The sequence below is a fragment of the Polynucleobacter rarus genome (assembly GCF_003072505.1).
Classification (GTDB): Bacteria; Pseudomonadota; Gammaproteobacteria; order Burkholderiales; family Burkholderiaceae; genus Polynucleobacter; species Polynucleobacter rarus.
Genome location: NZ_NTGB01000001.1, coordinates 1,313,113 through 1,336,739, shown reverse-complemented (window position 1 = coordinate 1,336,739; position 23,627 = coordinate 1,313,113). Strand labels below are relative to the sequence as shown.

18 protein-coding genes are annotated in these 23,627 nt (G+C 40.4%); 15 read left to right on the top strand and 3 right to left on the bottom strand.

Features of this window, described 5'->3' with window-relative positions:
- Positions 1–2: 2 nt before the first annotated feature.
- Both chrA and fabI read right to left on the bottom strand, forming a co-directional pair.
- Positions 3–1,352: a chromate efflux transporter gene (gene chrA, locus AOC35_RS06250; RefSeq protein WP_108646275.1), complete on the bottom strand. Its 1,350-nt coding sequence runs from the start codon at positions 1,350–1,352 to the stop codon at positions 3–5.
- Between the two features lie 26 nt (positions 1,353–1,378).
- Positions 1,379–2,164: an enoyl-ACP reductase FabI gene (gene fabI / locus AOC35_RS06245; protein ID WP_108646274.1), complete on the bottom strand. Its 786-nt coding sequence runs from the start codon at positions 2,162–2,164 to the stop codon at positions 1,379–1,381.
- 114 nt (positions 2,165–2,278) lie between these two features.
- Here fabI and AOC35_RS06240 point away from each other — a divergent pair, with 114 nt between their 5' ends.
- From AOC35_RS06240 to AOC35_RS06220, 5 genes are all read left to right on the top strand, one after another.
- Positions 2,279–4,120, top strand: coding sequence for an extracellular solute-binding protein (locus AOC35_RS06240; RefSeq protein ID WP_108648743.1), 1,842 nt, complete (start codon positions 2,279–2,281; stop codon positions 4,118–4,120).
- Positions 4,120–5,193, top strand: a complete 1,074-nt coding sequence (locus AOC35_RS06235; RefSeq protein ID WP_108646273.1) for a microcin C ABC transporter permease YejB — start codon at positions 4,120–4,122, stop codon at positions 5,191–5,193. Before AOC35_RS06240 ends, AOC35_RS06235 begins: the two co-directional genes overlap by 1 nt.
- Positions 5,194–5,196: 3 nt before the next feature.
- Positions 5,197–6,237 carry an ABC transporter permease gene (locus AOC35_RS06230; protein WP_108646272.1) on the top strand — a complete coding sequence of 347 codons (1,041 nt, stop codon included), beginning with the start codon at positions 5,197–5,199 and terminating at the stop codon, positions 6,235–6,237.
- Complete coding sequence (locus AOC35_RS06225) at positions 6,234–7,862, top strand: ABC transporter ATP-binding protein (RefSeq protein WP_108646271.1); 1,629 nt, start codon at positions 6,234–6,236, stop codon at positions 7,860–7,862. Before AOC35_RS06230 ends, AOC35_RS06225 begins: the two co-directional genes overlap by 4 nt.
- A 114-nt stretch (positions 7,863–7,976) precedes the next feature.
- On the top strand, positions 7,977–8,624 hold the full coding sequence (locus AOC35_RS06220; protein WP_108646270.1) for a C40 family peptidase: 648 nt from the start codon (positions 7,977–7,979) through the stop codon (positions 8,622–8,624).
- On the opposite strand, the gene AOC35_RS06215 is transcribed toward AOC35_RS06220, so the two are convergent.
- A complete protein-coding gene (locus AOC35_RS06215; protein ID WP_108646269.1) occupies positions 8,625–9,563 on the bottom strand; it encodes a patatin-like phospholipase family protein in 939 nt (312 codons plus the stop codon).
- 292 nt (positions 9,564–9,855) lie between these two features.
- Between AOC35_RS06215 and scpB the strand changes: the two genes are divergently transcribed.
- From scpB to AOC35_RS06165, 10 genes are all read left to right on the top strand, one after another.
- Complete coding sequence (scpB, locus tag AOC35_RS06210) at positions 9,856–10,581, top strand: SMC-Scp complex subunit ScpB (RefSeq protein ID WP_108646268.1); 726 nt, start codon at positions 9,856–9,858, stop codon at positions 10,579–10,581.
- Positions 10,574–12,565 (top strand): 23S rRNA pseudouridine(2605) synthase RluB, encoded by a 1,992-nt coding sequence (rluB, locus tag AOC35_RS06205; RefSeq protein ID WP_245898444.1) that lies wholly within the window; start codon positions 10,574–10,576, stop codon positions 12,563–12,565. The genes scpB and rluB overlap by 8 nt, the downstream gene beginning before the upstream one ends.
- A 155-nt stretch (positions 12,566–12,720) precedes the next feature.
- Complete coding sequence (rimP, locus tag AOC35_RS06200) at positions 12,721–13,212, top strand: ribosome maturation factor RimP (RefSeq protein WP_108646267.1); 492 nt, start codon at positions 12,721–12,723, stop codon at positions 13,210–13,212.
- A complete protein-coding gene (nusA, locus tag AOC35_RS06195; RefSeq protein WP_108646266.1) occupies positions 13,209–14,693 on the top strand; it encodes a transcription termination factor NusA in 1,485 nt (494 codons plus the stop codon). The genes rimP and nusA overlap by 4 nt, the downstream gene beginning before the upstream one ends.
- Positions 14,694–14,708: 15 nt before the next feature.
- Positions 14,709–17,696, top strand: coding sequence for a translation initiation factor IF-2 (gene infB, locus AOC35_RS06190; RefSeq protein ID WP_108646265.1), 2,988 nt, complete (start codon positions 14,709–14,711; stop codon positions 17,694–17,696).
- A 16-nt stretch (positions 17,697–17,712) separates the two neighbouring features.
- Entirely contained in the window at positions 17,713–18,081 is a 369-nt protein-coding gene (gene rbfA / locus AOC35_RS06185) for a 30S ribosome-binding factor RbfA (RefSeq protein ID WP_084283296.1), read from the top strand.
- Positions 18,082–18,084: 3 nt separating this feature from the next.
- Positions 18,085–19,119 carry a tRNA pseudouridine(55) synthase TruB gene (gene truB, locus AOC35_RS06180; RefSeq protein ID WP_245898443.1) on the top strand — a complete coding sequence of 345 codons (1,035 nt, stop codon included), beginning with the start codon at positions 18,085–18,087 and terminating at the stop codon, positions 19,117–19,119.
- Between the two features lie 23 nt (positions 19,120–19,142).
- Entirely contained in the window at positions 19,143–20,960 is a 1,818-nt protein-coding gene (gene typA, locus AOC35_RS06175) for a translational GTPase TypA (protein WP_108646263.1), read from the top strand.
- Between the two features lie 32 nt (positions 20,961–20,992).
- Entirely contained in the window at positions 20,993–21,919 is a 927-nt protein-coding gene (locus tag AOC35_RS06170) for a pseudouridine synthase (RefSeq protein ID WP_108646262.1), read from the top strand.
- A 409-nt stretch (positions 21,920–22,328) separates the two neighbouring features.
- Positions 22,329–23,597: an amino acid ABC transporter substrate-binding protein gene (locus tag AOC35_RS06165; protein ID WP_211307486.1), complete on the top strand. Its 1,269-nt coding sequence runs from the start codon at positions 22,329–22,331 to the stop codon at positions 23,595–23,597.
- Positions 23,598–23,627 lie beyond the last annotated feature (30 nt).

Genomic DNA, 23,627 nt, shown 5'->3' with positions numbered 1-23,627 from the left:
ATCTAAATTCCGAACAAGCACCATTGCCAGAGAAGTCCAATACCTGCACAGGCTAAAAGTAATTGAATAATACTTAATTGCCAACGTATTAGGGCTATGGTTGACATTACAATGAGGGTCATGGAAAACCCGCTTTGTAAGAATGAGATATCTTTACCCATTCCAGTTGGGAAAACAGTGTGGTACATAAAAAATAGCGATAAACTTGTAATCACCCCAGTGACTGCGCAGGAGATACCCGTCAAGACGGGCGCTAATTTAAATTCATGTCTGGTTGATTCAATAAATGGACCACCTAAAAAAATAAAACAAAAAGAGGGTAAAAAGATAAACCAACTCACTATGCAGGCGCCTAGAATGCCAGATAAAATCGGCGATTCTACAAATACACTGTTTAGAAAAGCGGCAATGTAACCAACAAAAGCTACCACAATAATTAAAGGACCCGGCGTTGTTTCACCAAGCGCTAAACCATCCATCATTTGCGTGGCACTCAACCAGTGGAATTGTTCAACGGCTGATTGAAAAACATAGGGTAATACTGCATAGGCACCACCAAAGGTGAGTAGAGCGGCCTTAGAGAAAAAGATGGCTAATTGAGTATAAATTCCACTCATACCCCATATTTGTATCAGTATGGCCAAAGGTATTACCCACAGCAAAATTGAAACCAATAAAATCTTAAAAAAACGTCGTTGATTAAACTCGGTGTGGGCTAATTGAAAAGAACTATCGTTAATAATTGCGTCAAAATCATCCGATTGATTTTTACTACCATGTTGTGCCGAGCTCACAAGCAACCAGTTGGGAGAATAACGATGAGCCATCCATGCCATGGCGCCAGCCGTAAAGATAATAAGTGGGTAAGGAGTCCCTATCAAGATACCCATTAAAGCTCCTGCTGCAATTGCAAACTGAAATGGCGTTTTAAGAATCCGCTTACCAATTTTATAACCTGCATGGATAACAATGGCAGTTACCGCTGGTTTGATGCCTAAAAAAATACCACTGATAAGCAAGGTACTACCAAAGGTCATATAGACAATTGATAGAACGATTAAAAGGAGTAGTGCTGGCAAAATAAAAAGCAAGCCAGCAATGATGCCGCCAATCGTGCGGTGTAATAACCAGCCCATATAGATCACCAACTGCAAAGCTTCAGGGCCAGGTAAAAGCATGCAGTAATTTAATGCATGCAAAAATCGCTTTTCGGAGATCCAATGTTGTTTTTCAACTAGCTCATGATGAACCGTCGCTATTTGCCCTGCAGGTCCTCCAAAACTGATGAAACCTAATTTGAACCAAAATTTCAGCGCTTCCTTGAATTGAACCGATGTTGGATTTTGGTCCATTGTGTTGAATTGTCTGCGGTTAATGTTCAGATTTCATCCATGCCACCAACTACATGACTAAAGCCTGCATCAACATAGGTGATTTCACCAGTTATACCGCTTGCTAAGTCAGACATGAAGAATGCGGCTGCATTCCCAACATCATCGATACTGACATTTCTGCGCAGTGGAGCATTTTTTTCAACAAAATCTAGTATTTTTCCGAAACCTTTAATCCCTGAGGCAGCCAAGGTTTTAATTGGGCCTGCAGAAATACCGTTCACACGAATACTCTTTGGACCCAAAGAGCCAGCTAAATAACGAACACTGGCTTCAAGAGAGGCTTTGGCCAAACCCATTGTGTTGTAGTTGGGTACGTTTCTCATTGAGCCCAAATAGGTGAGAGTTAAGAGCGCTGAGTTGGGATTTAACATTGGGAGTGCGGCTTTTGCCATTGCCGGAAAACTGTAGGCAGAAATATCATGGGCAATGCGAAACGACTCACGAGATAAACCATCTAAAAAGTCACCAGCAATCGCTTCTCTTGGCGCAAAGCCTATCGAATGTACTAAGCCGTCAAATTTTGGCCATGTCGAAGCTAAGTCCTTAAATAATTGATCGATTTGTTCATCACTACTGACATCGCAATCAAAAATTAAAGTACTATTAAATTCACGAGCGAATTCTGTAATACGATCTTTAAAACGATCACCTACATATGTAAAGGCTAATTCTGCACCTTCGCGATGACAAGCTTTGGCAATGCCGTAAGCAATAGACCTATTGGATAATAAGCCAGTCAAAACTATTTTTTTTCCGGTAAGAAACCCCATGTATATTTCCTCAAATAAGGTATTAAATGAACAAAAAAGGCAAAACTTTTTTGTCCTCATTACAATTGTTACATATCAATATCTTGAAATTGTGATTTGAATGTTAGCTATCGAATGAGAATCATCCTAATTTTATTCCTTTTTTTCTGTCAGCCTCTGAATAGTTGGGGCTCGCATGCATTTGCCCAATATGGTAGTCCGAAATATCCAAAGGATTTCAAGTACTTCGATTTTGTCAATCCGAATGCTCCCCAAGGTGGAACATTAACTTTAGCCAACCCCGACCGGCGTACCAGCTTTGATAAATTTAATCCATTTACTTTAAGGGGGGTCGCTGCCCCGGGAGTTGCTGGTTTAATGTTTGAGTCTTTAGCAATTGGTAGTTCAGATGAGACTTCAAGTATTTATGGCTTGATTGCCGATGACATGGTAGTGGCTCCAGACCACTTATCGATGACTTTTCACTTGCGTCCTGAGGCAAAGTTTAGTGATGGTAGCCCTATCTTAGCTAGTGATGTCAAATATAGCTTTGATACCTTGATGAGTAAAAAAGCACATCCACAATTTCGAACTGTTTACGCAGATGTGAAGCAAGCGGTAGTTCTAGATGACCATCAAATTCGTTTTGATTTTCATGAAAAAAATGGTCAAGCACCTTTATTGGTTGGCACGATGCCCATCTTCTCGCCCAAATGGGGACAAAAAGCTGACGGGAAAAAAATAAGTTTTGATGATTTGGCATTTGAAATGCCGATTGGAAGCGGTCCTTATGTAATTGATTCTTATCAAATGGGACGCAACATTGTTTTTAAAAAGAACCCAAATTACTGGGGTAACCATATTAACGTTCGAGTTGGTAGTAATAATTTTGAACGGATTGTTTACAAGTTGTTCAGTGATGATACTGTTCGACTCGAGGCTTTTAAAGCGGGTGAGTTTGATGCCATTGTTGAGTACCGAGCTAAATTGTGGGCAAAAAGCTATGTGGGTTCTCAGTTTAAAAATGGTCAGTTAAAAAAAGAAGATTTTGTTCATCATAACGGTGCTGGTATGCAAGGTTTTGCAATGAATACTAGACGTGAGATTTTTAAAGATCCAAGAGTACGTCAAGCATTGGGCTTGGCCTTAGATTTTGAGTGGTTAAATCGACAGATTTTTTACAACCAATATCGCCGTTTAGACAGTTATTTTTCTAACTCACTACTTGGTGCCAGTTATGAAACTAATAGTTTGCCTAAGGGCGAAGAGCTTGCTCTGTTACAAAGACTGAAAAGTCGGTTCCCGAATGAAATTCCTGAGACTGTTTTTGGTCCAATGCCTTCAGCAAATAGTACAACTCCACCAAATTCATTGCGTGGTAACTTATTAAAAGCTAGAGATTTGTTAGCACAAGCTGGGTGGAACTATAAAGATGGTGCACTTCGAAATGCAAAGGGCGAGATCTTTGAATTTGAAATGTTGGAAGATAGCCCATTTTTACTCCGTATTTTGTCTGCATATGTGCGTAATTTAGAAAAATTGGGAATTAAAGCAAATGTAAGAACTACCGATTTTGCTCTTTATCAAAAACGCCTTGATCAGCATGACTTTGACATGACGACCATTCGATACATGGATAGCCAAAGTCCCGGTAATGAATTATTGGATCGATTTGGAAGTTTGGCGGCAGATCAAAATGGTTCAGACAACCATATTGGTGTGAGACTAAAAGCGGTGGATCAATTAATCGCTGAAATTACGAATGCATCTACTCCTGAAAAACTGTATTCTGCATCTAGAGCTTTAGATCGGTTATTAATTCATCAATATTTTGTGATACCCCATTGGTATAACCCAACCCATCGCGTAGCTTATAGTACCCAGTTGGGTTTTCCTCCTCCGCCACTTTATTACACTGCTGAGTGGTGGATCCTTACCAATTGGTGGAGAAAATCAGATACTCAGGAAGCTAAATAATGCAACACGGATTATTACCCTATATTTTTAAACGTCTTTTATTAATGATTCCGACCTTAATTGGTGTCATGACATTAACTTTTGCTGTCGTACAGTTTGTTCCTGGTGGACCAGTTGAACAAATGGTGCTGGAGTTAAAAGGGCGTGGCGGGGCTGGTGTTGGGGCTGGAGAAGCAACCGGCGCTGGCAGTAATTATCGAGGTCGGCAAGGCATTGATGAAAAAAATCTAGCAGAAATTAAAGCACTTTATGGCTTCGATAAGCCACCAATTGAGAGATACTTTGATATGTTAAAGCGCCTTGCAACCTTTGATTTAGGGGATAGTTATTATCAACATCAAAGTGTATGGAGCTTAGTGGTTTCAAAACTACCTGTCTCGATTAGCATCGGCCTGTGGACATTTTTTATCACTTATTTGATTTCAGTGCCTTTAGGCATCATGAAGGCGGTTCGTGATGGTAGTCGATTTGATACCACTTCGAGTATTTTTATATTAATTGGTTATGCGATTCCGGGTTTTGTGATGGGGATTGTTTTGTTAGTTTTGTTTGGTGGTGGGAGTTTCTGGCAACTCTTTCCGCTTCGAGGTTTGGTTTCGGATCAATGGGAAAATCTTTCGTGGAGTGCAAAAATTGTTGATTACGTTTGGCATCTCGTACTCCCCATAACGGCCTCAGTTTTGGGTAGCTTTGCGGTGATTACGATGCTAACAAAAAATTCGTTTATTGAAGAAATTCGTAAACAGTATGTCATTACAGCAAGGGCCAAAGGCCTATCAGAACAGCAGGTACTTTGGAAGCATATTTTTCGGAATGCAATGATTCCTTTAGTAACTGGTTTTCCTGCTGCTTTTATTGGTGCTTTTTTTGCTGGCTCTTTATTAATCGAAACCTTATTTTCACTCGACGGACTTGGATTGATGTCTTTTGAAGCAGTTTTAAGAAGGGATTATCCAGTTGTCTTGGGGACTTTATATATATTTACCTTAATCGGCCTAGTTACCAAGTTGATTTCAGATGTCGCTTACGTTTTAGTTGATCCACGTATTCAATTCGATGCTGGGGGGAATTAAGCGATGGTGACTATTACAAACGCTTCAAAAAGAAATACTGCATGGAAACGATTTAAAAAAAATCGACTAGGCTATAGCAGTTTTTGGATTTTTTTGGTTATATTTACGGTAAGTTTATGTGCAGAACTAGTGGCAAATGACAAGCCAATTATTGCTGTATATCAAGGGCAAGTTTTTTTGCCCATTATTAAAGACTATCCTGAAACTGCTTTTGGAGGTGACTTCGAGTCCAATACAGATTTTCATGATCCCATCATTCGTAAGAATCTTTCAGAAAAAGGGAATTGGGCAATTTATCCATTGATCGGATTTAATTATTTAAGCCTGAATTATTTTGCCAAAGAACCTAATCCAGCTGCACCCAGTAGCGATAACTGGTTGGGTACTGATGATCGTGGGCGTGATGTCTTAGCTCGGCTGATTTATGGCTTTAGACTTTCTGTCTTATTTGGTTTAGCCCTTACATTGGTTGGTGTTGTAATTGGCGTATTGCTAGGCGGATTAATGGGGTATTTAGGTGGTACGTTTGATCTCATTACACAGCGTATTATCGATGTTTGGCGATCGCTTCCCGAATTATATTTATTGATTATTTTTGCTTCAGTATTTAGTCCAAGTATTTGGTTACTGGTTATTTTGTTATCCTTATTTAGCTGGATTAACTTGTCCGATTATGTGCGGGTTGAATTCTACCGAAATCGGAGTTTAGAGTATGTTCGTGCTGCGCGAGCACTTGGCGTATCTGATTTTCAAATTATGCGCAAGCATATCCTACCCAATAGCTTAATTCCAGTAATTACTTTTTTACCATTTCAAATGAGCGCTGCAATCCTTTCCCTAACTAGCCTTGATTTTTTGGGTTTGGGCGTGCCACCAGATACTCCTAGCCTTGGTGAATTGTTGTCGCAAGGGAAGTCAAACTTAGACGCTTGGTGGATTTCATTAGCAACCTTTATTGTGTTGGTGGGTACGCTTTTGTTGTTAACTTTTATTGGTGAGGGACTTCGTAATGCTTTTGACCCTAGAAGAGGGAGTCAGACATGAGTTATGACTTGAGTATTCAAGGGTTGAGTATTGGATTTAGCGATGGTCGCAAAGAAAAGAATGTGGTCAACAATATTAGTTTTGATCTCCAGCAAGGCCGTCGACTTGCAATTGTTGGGGAATCTGGCTCTGGAAAATCGATTACAGCACTTTCCATTTTAGGTTTGTTGCCAGAGACTGCTCAGATTCAAGGTGAAATTCTGTGGAATGGCAAAAATCTGTTGAGTTTGAGCAATCAAGAAATTCGTCGGATTCGTGGGCGTGAGATTGCGATGATATTTCAAGAGCCCATGACGGCTCTTAATCCATTGTTTACGGTGGGTAATCAAATTGCTGAAACGGTAGCCATCCACGAAGTTACTTGGACTAAATCTCAATGTCTCGACCGTGCATTACAAATGCTTGAGAAAGTGGGATTGCCAGATGCCAGAAATAAATTAAAGGTTTATCCGCATCAACTGTCTGGTGGGCAAAGACAACGCGTCATGATTGCAATGGCATTGTCTACCAAACCGAAATTACTCATAGCAGATGAACCAACTACTGCCTTGGATGTTAATTTACGTCAACAGATTCTCAATTTGATTTTAGAGTTACAAAATGATCCAGATGGTCAAGGCATGTCAGTCTTGTTGATTACACATGACTTACATTTAGTCAAAAAATTTGCTCAAGATGTTGCTGTGATGTATCAAGGAAAAATCGTCGAGCGAGGAACTGTGCAGGAGATTTTTGAGAATCCGCAGTTGCCTTATACACAAACTCTTATCAATAGTCGCCCCGAAAACAAACTCTTACCGATTGTGCCTTTGGCTACGGAAATTTTAAAAGTCGATGAAATATCGGTTACCTATCCCATTCCTAGAGTAGGTTGGGACCAATTTAAAAAAGTATTCAGTCCACCGAGTTTAAAGTATGTGTTAAACGAAGTTTCCTTCAATTTAAGGCAGGGTGAAACAATTGGTGTAATTGGTGAGTCTGGTTCGGGTAAAACTACCTTAGGCATGGCCTTACTTGGTTTGTCCCCCGGTATTTTTGCCAAAGTAAAAGGCTCGGTCGATGTTTTTGGTAAGCCTTGGTTAAGTCTCACAGATTATCAACGAAGACCTTTAAGGGCAAAAGTGCAAGTGATTTTTCAAGATCCTTTTGGTTCTTTATCCCCTAGGATGTCTGTGAGAGAAATTATCGGTGAAGGCCTCTCAGTACATGCAAAAAATTTAAGCCCCGGTCAAATTGATCAAATGGTGACAGATGTTCTTTTAGAGGTAGGTTTAGAAAAGAGTTCTGCAGATCGATATCCGCATGAATTTTCCGGCGGACAACGACAACGAATTGCCATTGCTCGGGCCCTTATCTTAAAACCTGAAATTTTAATTCTGGATGAACCGACTTCGGCTCTAGATGTCACTATTCAAAAACAAGTATTGAGTTTGTTAACTGATTTACAACATAAATTTAACTTAGCTTATGTTTTAATTACCCACGATCTTGCAGTAGTACAAGCAATGTCACATCGCTTAATGGTGCTTCAAAATGGTGCAATTATTGAACAAGGTGATACACAACTGGTTATTTCCCATCCTCAACACGCATATACTAAAAACTTAATTAACGCAGCATTTTGATAATCTTCACTAAAATCGTATAAGCCCTAGGGTCAAATAAGCCCTTGAAATTTTGTGTAAAGGTGTCTAAAATGTTAAAAGACATAAAATCTAATAATACTCAATAAAGTTATCATGAAATTTCAAACACTTACCAACAAATCACTACAAGCTGCATTGATAGCTACTGCATTGCTATCATCAGTAGGTTTTGCTCAAAGTATTGAAGATAACCAATTATCAGCTCCAAATTCAATTGGAAATAGTACTGTATTGAATTCAAGTAATGCACCAACAAATACATCCTCAAACACTTCAGTAGCTGCTCCTGTAAAGCCTAATTTCTACGGTAAGGTAACCACTCAACTTTCAGAGAGTTCTTCTTCCCTCATTAACAATGCCATGAACCTTATTGGAGTTCGTTACCGTTGGGGTGACAAAGTTCAAACCGGATTTGACGCTAGTGCTTTTGTAAAGTATGTCTTGAAAGATAACTTAGGATTTTTGTTCCCAGTAAAAACGACAGATGATATGAGTAAGGTTGGCCTGCAAGTATCAAGAGAAAGTTTAAAACCTGGTGATTTAGTCTTTTTTAATACCCTAAAACGCGAATATTCTCACGTGGGTATTTATGTTGGTGAGAATAAATTTATTCATTCACCAGCTAGAGGTTCAGGTGTCAGGGTCGATGATATGACTTCCGTTTATTGGGATATGCGCTTCGACGGTGCCAGAAGAGTGAATGAATCGAAGTTTCCTAAAGAAACCTTACTTTCTCAATAATTATCTGAAATTACGGTAATACTCGTCTATTTTTTTCTTCAGTAAGTCCATTTGTTGTTGCATTGCTTCTTCCCCTGCAATGATTGCGGTATTTCGGGATTTAAAATCCGTACCTTTCATTGAGCTTAACTTAGGAACAACGACTATATCAGCGAGTGGCATTTCGAATAAACTGATATTTCTTCCCATAATGGTCGTTGTTTGAAGAAGTACGCCTAACGTGCCACTAATATCTTGATCTGCAGGCTCTGAAGAAATATTAACTGCAATCACAATATCTGCGCCCATTTGTTTAGTAAAACGAATGGGTACTGGAGATGAGAGTCCACCATCTACATATTCTCGATTCGAGATACGGGTTGGAGAAAAAACACCAGGCACCGAACTCGAAGCCCTTACTGCTTGGCCTGTATCACCTCTACGAAACAGGATAGCATCGCCCGTTTTTAAATCGGTAGCAACAATTCCGAGGGGGATTTCCATTTGGTCAATGGGTTTATTTTTTACTAATTTATTAACATGATTTTGTAGCGCATCCCCTTTTATAACGCCACCAAATTTATTCGAAAATGGGTTAGCCCAATCAGTAATGCTAGCTTCATCGAGGTTAATCGCAATCCGCTGAAGTTCGCTTGCGGAAATTCCAGTTGCATAAACTGAGGCAATAACACTGCCAGCACTAGTACCCACAATTAAATCAGGTTTGATCTGATTTGCTTCTAAGACCTTTAAGACGCCAATATGGGCAAAGCCCCTAGCTGCACCGCCCCCTAAAGCTATGCCGATAACCGGGGGTTTTCTTACTGGAACACTTGAGATACTAGATGAAGGTGGGGGTGGCGGAGTTTGACAAGCAGATAAGCTGATTATCAAGCTTGCAACACTGAAAAACTTGAGTATTTGGGGGTGGTTAAAAAAGCTTGGTTTTGGGGACTTCATTGGAAAGTAAATTCTTAATATTCTAGTTAACAGTGTATTATCGCAATTAATGGTGAAAGAGCATACTTCTTCACTTTAAATCTTTAGAAAGTGGATTTTGCTTGGCTTAGAGTAAATTCGATATATAATTGCGTTATTCTTAGAGAGATACATCTTTTGAATTTCAGAGATAGTTCTTCTGATGACACTTAAAGCAAAATTAAAAGTAAAAATTTAGCATTGATTGCTAATTGAAATTTCTTGCTAATTACCATTGAAAGTTTATTAATAGCAATTATTATTGCGAAATATCATGATTGAAAACCATTACAAGTTAGTCCTTGAGACTGCTCTATTGTGTTCAACAGAACCACTATCCTTAAATGAATTAGGTCGTTTATATGGTGATGAAGTTACTCCTGAAAACATTATTGTTTGGATTCATCAATTACAAAATGATTGGTCTGAAAAAGGCCTTGAGTTAGTTCAAGCTGGAACCGGATGGAGATTTCAAAGCAGGCTCTCAATGCGTGAGTATTTAGATCGATTAAATTTTGAAAAACCGCCTAAATATTCCAGAGCTGTAATGGAGACTTTAGCTATTATTGCCTACCGTCAACCTGTTACACGCGGTGAAATTGAAGAAATCCGTGGGGTTGCAGTGAGTTCCCAAATCATTCGACAACTCGAGGACCGGAATTGGATTGAGGTAATTGGACATAAAGATACTGTTGGTAGACCAGGTTTATTTGCTACGACCAAACAATTTTTGGATGACATGGCAATTTCAGGTTTGAAATATTTACCAGCATTGGATGATGGAACGCCCGTGGCAGATATTGCCCAACAAGTAATTAATTTTGAAGAGTTAGCAACGGGCGACAATTCAGAAACAGAAAATACGCCCGTTGATTTTCAAGAAGTGATTAACCCCGAATCATTGGAAAGTACCGCTCCGGTGAATGAGATAACTTCTTCCGATATAAGCATTGAGGAAGAAAACTTAAGTAGCATAACTGAAATAAAAAATAATGAATGAACATGAAAAGAATGATCTGGCAGGTACAGCAGATAAAGTGGACAAAGTAATTAATCAAGATAGTACCGAGGGAAAAGAGTCCCACTCCCAAAATAATTCGACAGCATCTGAATCCAGTGAATTAAATGCTGAAATGAAGCCAAAACAAAGGCGCTCTAGAAATCCAAAATTCAGATTGAAATCAAATCGTCGCTCGGACAATAGCGCTTCGGCTGATCCTTCAGTTTCACCAGCAGAACATTCTCATAGCTCTGAAAATTCCTCAACCCATGCGGAAGGGGTTTCGAATGAGAGTCCTTCGCAAAGTATAGAAGGACAAGCTGATTTAACTCAAGGAGGAGTAAATCCTAATCCGAGAAATCGTAATCAACCAAGGTCTAATCAATCACGAGATCGTAATTCAAGAGGTAGTAAAGGGGCTAAGGGCGGGCAAAGAGTAAATAATGATTCTAGGCCTAAACAATCTTCTTCGGGAAATCCATTAAATACGCAAAGTCAGGAACTGTTTGCAAAAGTTGTGTCAGGAGAGTTTGATGCACTATTAGATACTCCCGAGTTATCCCCGCAAGAACCTGCTAATGGATCGTCACATGATGGTGAGTTATCACAGAATGCAATTGTTGATAGGAGTTTGCAAGCACTCGAGAATGCTGAGAAGAATGATCGTCATCATGATGACCAAGATGGCAATGACGATTCATCTCAAGAGTTCCCAGAAGGGGTAGGCAATAATCAATATCAATTTTCTAATCTTGATGATTTGCCAATGTCTTTACGAGATGAAGTTTGGTCTGATCTAGATGGTTTAGATGATGACGCGGATGATGAAGATACTGTTAAATTACATAAAGTTCTTGCTGACGCGGGAATGGGTTCAAGACGCGAAATGGAAGACCTCATTATTCAGGGGCGAGTTTCTGTTAACAGTATGCCTGCACATATTGGTCAAAGAATTGGGCCAACTGATCAAGTCAGAATTAACGGTAAGGCAGTACATCGTAAGCTAGCTACAAAACCACCAAGGGTGCTGATGTACCACAAGCCTGCAGGAGAAATTGTGAGTCAGGCTGATCCAGAGGGGCGTCCATCCGTGTTTGATCGCTTACCAAAACCAAAGGGTGGGCGTTGGATTGCGGTAGGTCGTTTAGACTTCAATACCGAGGGTTTGCTGTTGTTCACCACATCAGGTGAACTAGCTAATCGATTGATGCACCCACGATATGGTATCGAGCGAGATTATGCGGTACGAATTCTGGGGGAGTTGGAACACGAGCAATTAAGTCATTTGAAAAATGGAATTAGTTTAGATGATGGGATGGCTAAGTTTTTAAGGATTAGTGATGGCGGTGGCGAGGGTGCGAACCGTTGGTATCACGTAGCCTTGACGGAGGGGCGTAACCGTGAAGTTCGCCGTATGTTTGAAGCTGTTGGTCATATTGTTTCCAGGTTAATCAGAACTCGGTATGGTATTTTCGTGTTGCCCCCTAGATTAAGAAGAGGGAAATTCGAGGAGGTGCCAGTTGATCAGGTTGCTCAATTAATGAAAGCGGCAGGACTAAAAGTCCCGCAAAATTTTCAGGGATCCAGCACATCTAATCAATCTAGACCGAACCGGGGATCATCAAATCAGGATCAACCTGATCCGATGCAAACTTCAGTATCTTATTGGGGATCAAGAGAAGCTCTAAGAATGGCTGATAACCATACAGGGATTTCTCAATATAAAACCAACTCCTCTAATGGCTCTGGAAATGGTCAAACGAAGAATTCAGCAGGAAAGAAACCTGGTCGAAATGGGAAACCAGGCAGCTCCATGAAGGTTTCTCACGAACATGGATTTGCCCCATCACCTGGAGAATTGCGTAACGCGAGCTTGAGAAGATCGCCTAAAGGTCCTAAAAAACCAGCAGGTGGAGGCTTTAGTGGTAAGCCAAAATCAGGATTTTCAGGCGGTAGAGGAAGAAAACCTAGCGGAAATACGTAAATTACGTTATAATTTCGTTTTATTGATCTTAGCGAGTTAAGTTCAACAAAAATGGGCAATATGCCCATTTTTTTTTACTAAACAAAATAAGTCCTTAATCCATATTAAGACCGCTTTGAGATTAATTATAAAAACCTGTGAGTTAAGTAGAAATTTTGGATCAAAATTTAGTCATTACCGAAGTAGTTGAGAGTTTAGGATATTTTCTCGTGGATATTGAGCGAGAGGGTAGAGGCTTGCTACGCGTAACGATTGAAAACCGAGATTTTAATCAATTAATTAACGTTGGGGATTGTGAAAAAGTGAGTCATCAACTGACCTACACTTTAGCAGTTGAAAATGTTGCATTTGAGCGTTTAGAAGTTTCATCACCAGGCGTTGATCGGATTGTTAAAACTCCTCAGGATTTTGAGCGTTTTACTGGTTTGGAAATTACCTTGAAGCTGAGAGTGGCGATGGGTAATCGTAAGAATTTTTCTGGAGTGTTGCAGGGTCTTATTAAAGGCGAAGCACAGTCTAGGGATGCTGTTTGGGGGTTGTTGATTGAGCCAAAACCTGGTGAATCTGCAATGCTTGAGTTCACACTAGCTGAAGTTGAAAAAGCAAGGCTGGTTCCTGTTCTAGATTTCAAAGGAAAAAAATCATGAATCGTGACGTTCTCATATTAGCTGATGCGTTAGCACACGAGAAAAACGTAGACCGTACAGTAGTTTTCGAAGCGTTAGAAATGGCGTTGTCTTCAGCTACTAAAAAATTATTTGCCAATGAAGGTAAAGATGTTGATATTCGTGTAGCGATTGATACGCAAACTGGTGAATACGAAACATTTCGTCGTTGGTTAGTAGTGCCTGATGAGGCGGGATTACAAGAACCCGATAAAGAGACTTTGCTGTTTGAAGCAAAAGAAGATATTCCTGATATTGAAGTTGGTGAACATCTTGAAGAACAAATTGAATCACTAGCGTTCGGACGCATTGGTGCACAAGCCGCTAAACAGGTTATTCTCCAAAGAATTCGTGATGCTGAACGTGAGCAAATCCTCAATGACTTCTTAGAACGTGGCGAGAAGATTATGAACGGAACCGTTAAACGTAATGATAAAAATGGCTTAATTATTGAGTCTGGCAGGGTTGAAGCAATTCTTCGTCGTGATCAAATGATTCCGAAGGAAAACTTGAGAAGCGGTGATCGTGTTCGTGCTTATATTCTAAAAGTTGACCGTGAGGCACGTGGTCCTCAAATAGAGTTGTCACGTACTTGTCCAGAATTTTTATTGAAACTTTTTGAAAATGAAGTACCAGAGATTGAGCAAGGTCTTTTGGAACTCAAAGGTGCGGCACGCGATCCTGGCATCAGAGCTAAGATTGCTGTAGTTACCCATGATAAACGGGTCGATCCAATTGGCACATGCGTTGGCGTACGTGGTACTCGCGTTACAGCTGTCAGAAACGAAGTAGCTGGTGAAGCAGTTGACATTGTTTTATGGTCAGAAGATCCAGCTCAATTTGTAATTGGCGCACTGGCTCCGGCACTCGTTACAACGATTGTTGTTGATGATGAAAAGCATAGTATGGACGTCGTTGTAGATGAAGAAAATCTAGCTATCGCGATTGGTCGCAGTGGTCAGAATGTCCGCTTAGCAAGTGAATTAACTGGCTGGCAAATTAACATTATGACCCCAGAAGAATCCGCGAAAAAGACAGAAGATGAAGTTGGAAAAATTCGCTTAGTCTTTATGGATAAGTTGGATGTGGATAGTGAAGTAGCGGATATTTTGATTGAAGAAGGCTTCAATACTTTAGAAGAAGTTGCTTACGTTCCATTGTCTGAAATGCTTGAAATTGAAGCATTCGACGAAGATACGGTTAATGAATTAAGAGAACGAGCAAGAGCCTCGCTTCTCACAATGGAAATTGCTGCAGAAGAAGGTAAAGAGCCTGTGTCCCAAGAGTTGAGTTCCGTAGAGTCAATCAGTCAAGAAGTGATTGAAAAACTTATCGCAAATCAGGTGAACACAAGAGAAGATTTGGCCGAATTGGCCGTAGATGAACTAATTGAGATGACCCAAATGGATGAGGAAAGCGCAAAGCAACTCATTATGAAGGCTCGTGCTCATTGGTTTAATTAAAAATGAAGGGATCGCATGGCGACCACAACTGTAAAGACATTGGCTGAAGAGCTAAAACGTTCGACCGACAATTTACTGGAACAATTGCGTGCTGCTGGTGTTTCTAAAAATGCTGAATCAGATGTTTTATCTGAAAATGATAAGCAGGTTTTACTAGAGCATTTGCAAAAATCGCATGGCACTGTTACCGCCGATGTTGCAAGAAAAAAAATCACACTCACAAAGCGTGAAACGAGTGAAATTCGTCAATCTGATTCAGCAGGAAGAACGAGAACTGTTCAGGTTGAAGTACGTAAAAAAAGAGTCATAGTAAAGCATGAAGATGGCCTTAGCCCAGAGACTCCTGTTGTGGCAGAGCCCGTTATTCAAGAAGAGTTGCCTGAAGTTTTTCAGTCAACGATTTCTGAGGCAGAAGAGAAAAATTTATTAGTTAGGGAAGCTGAAGCAAATCGTGAAGCTGAACTACTGAAAATTCAAGAAGCAGAAATGCATGCTGCAAATGAAGCTAGAAAGCTTAAGCAAAAATTGGCGCAAGAGCTTGCGGAAAAAGAAGCTTCTGCAGTCAATGATTTACAGGTTAAAAAGCCAACTAAAGCGGTTGAAAAAAAATCAGATAAAAATGAGTCAGAAGCTGCTAAATTAGTTTCTACTGACTCCTTAGCAACTCAAGCTGACACTCAGGAACCAGAAGTTAAGCCTTCCGAGGTTGTTGCAACTGATATTCAAAATGAAACCCTTAACCCAGATGTTACTGCTCTTAGTCCTGCACCGGTTAAAAAAATGGCCAAAGATGCTTCAACAGAAGCTACCAAACCGGCAGTTAAGGACACCTCTGAGGCAGATTTAGAGTCAATTCGTAAGCGTAGAGCCATTGCAGAGGCTGAAGCGTTGGCAATTCGTAATATGATGAGTTCGCCAGGCATTAAAAAAGCACCTGTGCAACCTGCGCCTGTAGCGGCGACTCCGGTTGCTGATGACAAAAAAGGTACGATTCATAAGCCAGTTAAAACTGAAACTGCTGATGATAAGAAAAAGGCGGTGGTAAAGCCTACTGGTAAGTTAATTAAAGCCGCTGAAACCTCATCAACTTGGCAAGAAGAAGGTGCTAAGAAAAAATCTAGTCTCAAAACTAGGGGAGATTCTTCTGGTGGCATCGGTGGTGGTTGGCGAGCTGGTGGTGGTCGTAAAAAGTCACACTCTAATCAAAGTGATGCTCAGACAAATTTCGTGGCACCAACTGAGCCAGTAATTCGTGACGTTCATATTCCAGAAACAATTACAGTTGCTGATCTTTCCCACAAAATGTCCGTTAAAGCCGGTGAAGTGATTAAATTACTCATGGGCATGGGGCAGATGGTGAGTATTAATCAAGTATTAGATCAAGATACTGCGATGATTATTGTTGAAGAAATGGGTCATAAAGCCTTTGCAGCCAAATTGGATGATCCAGAAATTGATTTAGGACAGCAAGCTCATACTGCTGAAGAAAAGACCAGACCACCCGTAGTAACGGTAATGGGTCACGTTGACCACGGAAAAACTTCTTTACTTGATAGAATTCGTTTGTCTAAAGTAGCCTCTGGTGAAGCCGGTGGTATTACTCAGCATATTGGTGCTTATCATGTGGAGACACCGAGAGGAATGATTACTTTCCTAGATACTCCGGGTCATGAAGCCTTTACTGCTATGCGAGCCCGTGGTGCTAAGGCTACGGATATTGTGATTTTAGTAGTTGCTGCCGATGATGGTGTAATGCCGCAAACGAAAGAAGCGATTGCGCATGCGAAAGCTGCCGGTGTACCAATTGTTGTTGCGATTAATAAGATTGATAAACCTGAGTCAAATCCTGACCGCGTTAAACAAGAGTTAGTAGCTGAGCAAGTGGTTCCAGAAGAGTATGGTGGTGATGCACCTTTTATTTCTGTATCTGCAAAAACTGGTTTAGGTATTGATGAATTATTAGAAAACGTTTTATTACAAGCCGAAGTTCTAGAATTAAAAGCTCCCGTCGATGCGCCTGCAAAAGGTCTCGTTATTGAAGCAAGGTTAGACAAGGGTAAAGGTCCAGTTGCAACCATCTTAGTTCAATCAGGCACTTTAAAGCGCGGTGACATGTTGTTAGTTGGACAGTCCTTCGGTCGTGTTCGTGCAATGTTAGATGAAAATGGTAAGCCATGTTCTGAGGCAGGCCCATCCATCCCAGTTGAAATACAAGGTTTGTCGGAAGTTCCTGCAGCTGGTGAAGATGTATTGGTCGTGGCTGATGAAAGAAAAGCCAGAGAAATTGCTTTGTTCCGTCAGGGTAAATTCCGTGACGTCAAGCTGGCTAAACAGCAAGCAGTCAAGCTTGAAAATATGTTTGAGAACGTCGGTGAAGGTAGTGTTGCAACGAAGTACTTGCCAATTATTATCAAAGCAGACGTCCAAGGTTCACAAGAAGCTTTATCTCAATCCTTGATGAAACTTTCTACGCCAGAGGTTCGAGTTCAAATCGTGCATGCTGCAGTTGGTGGTATTACTGAGACCGATATTAATTTAGCTGTCGCCTCTAAAGCAGTTGTGATTGGATTTAATTCCAGAGCTGATGCCTTAGCTAGAAAATTAGCTGAAGCCAATGGTGTTGATATTCGTTATTACAATATTATTTATGATGCTGTAGACGAAGTAAAAGCTGCGATGAGCGGTATGTTAACGCCAGATAAGAAAGAAGAAGTAACTGGTTTGGTCGAAATTCGTCAAGTGTTTGTTGTTTCGAAGATTGGTTCTATTGCTGGTTGTTTAGTGGTAGACGGCGTTGTTAAGAGAACGTCTAAGGCTAGATTGCTACGTAATAATGTGGTTGTATGGACTGGTGAGCTGGATTCTTTAAAACGTTTCAAAGACGATGCAAAAGAAGTTCGTGCTGGTCTTGAGTGTGGTTTATCACTTAAAAACTACAACGATATTAAAGAAGGTGATCAGTTAGAAGTGTTTGAAGTAACGGAAGTTGCGAGAACTTTATAAGTACTTCTACACTTTTATGAAAACATCTAAACATCGTAATCAGCGTGTTGCCGATCAAATACAACGTGATTTGGCTGAGCTTATTCCTCGGGAAATCAGAGACCCTTCAATGGGTCTAGTGACTCTTCAGTCTGTGGAGCTAACTCCAGATTTGGCGCACGCTAAAGTTTATTTTTCCGTATTAGGGGCTGAGCCTGAAGTTGCCTTGAGAATTTTTCGCGAAAAAGCAGGTTACTTACATTCTTTGCTATTTAAAAGACTGCATATTCACACTGTTCCGACATTACATTTTTTGCATGACCAATCAATTGAAAATGGCTTGGCCATGTCCCAATTAATTGACCAAGCAATGTTAACCACTGCCCCCGAAAAACCTAAGGACTAAAACGTGCGCGACACTATGCCGCGCTGGACCGATGGGGTAGTGTTATTTGATAAACCTCTTGGAATCAGCTCTCAAAAAGCAGTAACGATTGTTAAGCATGCCTGCCTAGCTAATAAGGCAGGCCATACTGGTACGTTGGACCCGTTGGCGACTGGTTTATTAGCTGTTTGTTTAGGGGAAGCAACAAAATATTCCCAAGATTTATTTAACGCAGATAAAACCTACATAACCAAGATTCATTTTGGTGTTACCACTGAAACGGGTGATGCTGAGGGTAAAATTATTTCGCAGCGTCAATACGAAGGAAATACTGATAATCAGGTTTTTCTTGAGACCTTAGAGGGCATTTGTCCTAGTTTTACTGGGGCTATTCAACAAGTTCCACCGATGTATTCAGCCATTAAAAAAGATGGTCGCCCTTTATATGCATATGCTCGTGAAGGTGAGATGTTTGATTTAGCTGCTAGAGAAGTTCATATTCGTTATTTAAAGTGGCTTAGTGTCGATTTTCCCTACGCTGAGTTGGAGGTGAGTTGTAGCAAAGGGACCTATATTCGAAGTCTAGTAAGTGATATGGGCGAGTTATTAGGTTGTGGAGCGCATTTAACGGCATTACGTCGAACCAAAATTGGTCATCTTCAGATAGAGGATGCCCAAATTGAAGAAGAAGTTAAAGTTTCAGCAAATTTAATGGCAGTTGACTCACTAATTACGCATTTACCCGCTATTATCTTGAATCAAGAAGTAGCCCTGCGGTTTAAGATGGGCCAGCGAGTTGCAGTAAAAGATATTGAGTTACCAAACTCCCCAGAAGCTAATCAAGGGGATTTGGTAACTATAAACACATTCAAAATCTATCATTTAAAGGATAAGCCAGAAATGTTTATGGGGCTAGTAGAACTCAAAAATGGAGTTTTACATCCCAAACGTTTAATGGCTACGGATAGATTGGAATACCTACTTGGATTAGGTGGTTCTGACCCTTTTTTAGGAACTGACATATCCATACGGCATCATTTAACCAAACCGATTCATTAGTTTAATTTTTAGAGAGTAACAAGATGACTACAAGAGCGATTCGAAATATTGCAATTATTGCCCACGTTGACCATGGTAAGACTACTTTGGTTGACCAACTATTACGTCAATCAGGAACATTTAGAGTAAATCAGGCCGTGACAGAACGCGTGATGGACTCGAACGATCTTGAAAAAGAACGTGGTATCACTATTTTGTCAAAAAACTGCGCAGTAGAATTTGACGGTACACACATCAATATTGTTGATACCCCAGGCCATGCCGACTTCGGTGGTGAAGTTGAACGGGTCCTATCCATGGTTGATGGTGTTTTGTTACTAGTTGATGCGGTTGAAGGTCCAATGCCACAAACTCGATTTGTGACTAAAAAAGCATTAGCGCTAGGTTTGAAGCCGATTGTAGTAATCAATAAAGTAGACCGTCCAGGTGCGCGTATTGAGTATGTTGAAAATGCCACCTTTGAACTTTTTGATAAGCTTGGTGCAACTGAAGAGCAATTGGACTTCCCGATTGTTTATGCATCTGGTTTGAATGGTTTTGCTGGTTTAACACCTGACGTCAGAGAAGGAACAATGCGTCCGCTGTTTGAAACCGTAATTAAGTATGTTCCAGTGCGTGATGATGATACAACGGGACCTTTACAACTTCAGATTTCATCCATTGATTACAACAGCTATGTAGGTAAAATTGGTGTTGGTCGTATCTCCCGCGGCACGATTAAGCCAGGTATGGATGTGATCTGTATGAATGGCCCTGATGGTGTTCCATTTAAGGGTAGGATTAACCAGTGTTTGAAGTTTAAAGGTTTAGAGCGTGAGCAAGTGGCCGAGGCAATCGCTGGAGATATTGTATTAATTAACGGTATTGAAGACATTGCTATTGGTACCACGATTTGTGCGGTGGATAATCCAGATCCATTACCAATGTTGAAAGTAGATGAGCCGACCCTAACGATGAACTTCATGGTAAATACGAGTCCTCTCGCTGGTCGTGAAGGTAAGTTCGTCACTAGCCGTCAGTTACGTGATCGCTTAGACCGTGAGCTAAAAGCTAATATGGCTTTGCGAGTCAAGGAAACTGATGATGATACAGTTTTTGAAGTATCTGGTCGTGGCGAATTACATTTAACGATCTTAATCGAAAATATGCGTCGCGAAGGATATGAACTTGCTGTTTCTCGTCCACGCGTTGTTTTCCATGAAGAGAATGGCGTTAAAAAAGAGCCATACGAAAACTTAACCATTGACGTTGAAGATACTACTCAGGGATCTGTGATGGAAGAGTTGGGTAAGCGTAAGGGTGAATTATTAGATATGGTGAGTGATGGAAAAGGTAGAACTCGTCTCGAATACAGAATCCCGGCACGTGGCTTAATTGGTTTTCAGGGTGACTTTTTAACAATGACACGAGGTACTGGTCTCATGAGTCATACCTTTGATTGCTATGATGATGTTAGAGAAGGTATTTTGGGCGAACGTCATAATGGCGTTTTGATCAGTCAAGATAATGGCGAAGCAGTTGCCTACGCTTTATGGAAATTGCAAGATCGCGGCAGAATGTTCGTTGTACCTGGCGATCCTTTGTACGAAGGAATGGTAATTGGTATTCATAGTCGTGATAACGATTTAGTTGTGAATCCAATTAAAGGTAAGCAATTAACCAACGTTCGTGCTTCAGGAACAGATGAAGCCGTTCGCCTTGTGCCAGCAATTCAAATGTCTTTAGAGTATGCGGTTGAGTTTATTGCGGAAGATGAATTAGTTGAAGTGACTCCTAAGAGTATTCGTTTACGTAAACGTTACCTCAAAGAAAATGAGCGTAAAAAAGCTTCACGTGACTAATTGATTTTTGGTGCTTTACTGGAATAGGGAAGATGAACTTGTTGAATATTCAGATTCCCATTCGGGATGGTGTTGGTGCTAGTAAGGTCTTTCTGCCAGAGGGACCTTACGCAACTGTGCTTGATTTCTTGGAAATTCGCTTTCCAAGAGGAACAAGGCAAGGGTGGGAAAACCGTATGCGGGAGGGGCGAGTCCTTAACCAATTTGGCCAGCCTGTTTTACCCGAGTCTTTATACACTCCCAAACAAATCCTTTATTACTATCGTGAACTAAAAGCCGAAGCTAAAATTCCATTTGCTGAGACGGTCATTTATGAAGACGACTGGATTGTTGTAGCCGATAAGCCGCATTTCATACCCGTAACCCCCATAGGTCCTTATTTACAAGAAACACTGCTTGTCAGGTTAAGAAATCGGCTTCAGGTCGATCACCTTAGTGCTGTCCATCGTCTTGATTTAGAAACTGCTGGACTGGTACTCTTCACGAAACAAGCGCATACCCGAGATACTTACGCTTCATTATTTAGAAACCGCTTGGTAAAAAAAGAGTATTTAGCCGTTGCTAGGTTTTCAGCGGACTATGAATGGCCAACCACGCACTTTAGCCGTATTGAGGCTGGTGAACGTTTTATGCAAATGCAGGAGGTGAGTGGTACGCCTAATTCAGTAACAAATATTTCTGTGATTGAAACGATTGATAACTGGTCTTTATATCTTTTAGAACCTATTACTGGTAAAAAACATCAGCTCAGAGTGCATATGAATGCGATGGGATTGCCAATCCGAGGTGATCAAATCTATCCGCAATTGAATGATTATGTTGTGCCGAGTCAAAGGGACTATGCCTCTCCTTTGCAGCTTTGCGCTAAAAGGCTTTCATTTCAAGATCCGATGACTGGAAAAGCGCATTTTTTTGAGTCAAATATGCATTTACAATGGCCTCCTGCTGATTTTAAGTAAGGCGATCGCTAACTCAAGGGAAAACCATAAGTATCACAGGGTTAGCAAAAGTGTTATAAATATCGGTTGGAACTTCAAATCTTATCAAAATTACTCAGAAATCTTCAAACTCTTTGTGTTTAAAGTGACGCACATTGATTTTTTTATTTTTTTAAGGCTAATTGATCATTTATATATTTATTTTTATTAAAAATTTAAGCTTTTAAAGTTAAATTAAGTTTCTTTAATAAATTATTTTTATTTTTATTTTTTGAATGAAAACAATGCTTAATTAGGTATTTATGCCTACTTAATTTTTGTTAAGTGCGTAGTAATCTGAATCTTTCAGATTACTATAAGGGTTTTCCATAGGTGGTATTTTTTTGTAAATAGATTAGCATTTGATCATTAATTATCAAAGGAGATAAATATGTTGCATGGTAATTTTCGTAGAAGCTTATTGATAGCATCCCTTGCTATCATGGGAGCAGTAGGTTTTGGCTCAGTAAGTGCCCAAGAAAAGCCACCATTACGGATTGGTTTTGGTATGGCCGAGACTGGTGCGATGGCAGCAAATGGTAAAGCCGCAAAATTGGCGATGGAAATTTGGCGTGAAGATATCAACGCTAAAGGTGGATTACTAGGTCGTAAAGTTGAATTTGTAACTTATGACGATCAAACGAATCCATCACTAGTTCCTGGTATTTACACAAAGTTAATTGAATCTGACAAAGTGGATTTGGTTGTATCTGGTTACGGCACGAACTTAATCGCTCCTGCAATGCCAACTATCATGCAAAGAAACTTAACCTTTGTTAGCTTGTTTGGAACGGCCGTTAATCAAAAATTTAACTACCCACGTTATTTCCAAGTGATGCCTAATGGTGAAGATCCCGCAGTTGGTTTGACTTATGGCTTCTTCGAAGCAGCAATGCAAGCAAGTCCAAAACCAACGACAGTTGCTTTAGTTGGTGGTGATGCTGAGTATCCAGCTTTGGCTCTCGAAGGCGCTAGAATTAACGCCAAAAAAATGGGCTTGAAGATTGTTTACGACAAAACATACCCACCTAATACAACTGACTATGCTCCAGTCATTCGTGCCATTCAGGCAACGAATCCTGATGTAGTGTTTGTTGCATCATATCCACCAGATACTGTTGGTATGATTCGTGCAGCGAACGAAGTTGGTTTAAAGACGAAGGTTTTTGGTGGTGGCATGATTGGTTTGGGCTTTGCTGCTGTGAAAAAACAATTAGGACCTTTGCTCAACGGCGTTGTTGGATTTGAACTTTATGTTCCAGAGCCAACTATTAAGTTCCCAGGAGTTGAAGCCTTCTTGAAAAAATATCAAGGCCGTGCTGAAAAAGAGGGTGTCGATCCACTCGGTTTTTACTTACCTCCTTACGGCTATGCAATGATGGAAGTTTTAGGAACTGCGATTGAAAAGGTTGGTAGTCTTGATCAAGGTAAATTAGCTGATTACATGCACAAGAATACTTTCAAAACAGTGGTAGGCGATATTACTTTTGCTAATAACGGTGAATGGAAAGTTGGACGTCCTTTATATGTTCAATACAAAGGTGTTCAAGGTAACGATATTGATCAATTCCGTAAGCCAGGAAAAGCTCCAATTATGTTCCCTAAAGACTTGAAGTCTGGTGAACTTCGTACTCCTTACGAAGAAGCTCGTAAACAGTAATTCTTCTCTCTGAAGCCCTCTAGCTTAAAT

Bases quoted from the DNA above. Each gene is read 5' to 3' on its own strand.
- AOC35_RS06220 (WP_108646270.1), top strand. From the start codon at position 7,977: ATGAAATTTCAAACACTTACCAACAAATCACTACAAGCTGCATTGATA.
- AOC35_RS06215 (WP_108646269.1), bottom strand. From the start codon at position 9,563: ATGAAGTCCCCAAAACCAAGCTTTTTTAACCACCCCCAAATACTCAAG.
- nusA (WP_108646266.1), top strand. From the start codon at position 13,209: ATGAATCGTGACGTTCTCATATTAGCTGATGCGTTAGCACACGAGAAA.
- rbfA (WP_084283296.1), top strand. From the start codon at position 17,713: ATGAAAACATCTAAACATCGTAATCAGCGTGTTGCCGATCAAATACAA.
- fabI (WP_108646274.1), bottom strand. From the start codon at position 2,164: ATGGGGTTTCTTACCGGAAAAAAAATAGTTTTGACTGGCTTATTATCC.
- infB (WP_108646265.1), top strand. From the start codon at position 14,709: ATGGCGACCACAACTGTAAAGACATTGGCTGAAGAGCTAAAACGTTCG.
- AOC35_RS06240 (WP_108648743.1), top strand. From the start codon at position 2,279: ATGAGAATCATCCTAATTTTATTCCTTTTTTTCTGTCAGCCTCTGAAT.
- AOC35_RS06170 (WP_108646262.1), top strand. From the start codon at position 20,993: ATGAACTTGTTGAATATTCAGATTCCCATTCGGGATGGTGTTGGTGCT.
- AOC35_RS06165 (WP_211307486.1), top strand. From the start codon at position 22,329: ATGTTGCATGGTAATTTTCGTAGAAGCTTATTGATAGCATCCCTTGCT.
- typA (WP_108646263.1), top strand. From the start codon at position 19,143: ATGACTACAAGAGCGATTCGAAATATTGCAATTATTGCCCACGTTGAC.
- AOC35_RS06230 (WP_108646272.1), top strand. From the start codon at position 5,197: ATGGTGACTATTACAAACGCTTCAAAAAGAAATACTGCATGGAAACGA.
- AOC35_RS06225 (WP_108646271.1), top strand. From the start codon at position 6,234: ATGAGTTATGACTTGAGTATTCAAGGGTTGAGTATTGGATTTAGCGAT.
- AOC35_RS06235 (WP_108646273.1), top strand. From the start codon at position 4,120: ATGCAACACGGATTATTACCCTATATTTTTAAACGTCTTTTATTAATG.
- rluB (WP_245898444.1), top strand. From the start codon at position 10,574: ATGAATGAACATGAAAAGAATGATCTGGCAGGTACAGCAGATAAAGTG.
- chrA (WP_108646275.1), bottom strand. From the start codon at position 1,352: ATGGACCAAAATCCAACATCGGTTCAATTCAAGGAAGCGCTGAAATTT.
- scpB (WP_108646268.1), top strand. From the start codon at position 9,856: ATGATTGAAAACCATTACAAGTTAGTCCTTGAGACTGCTCTATTGTGT.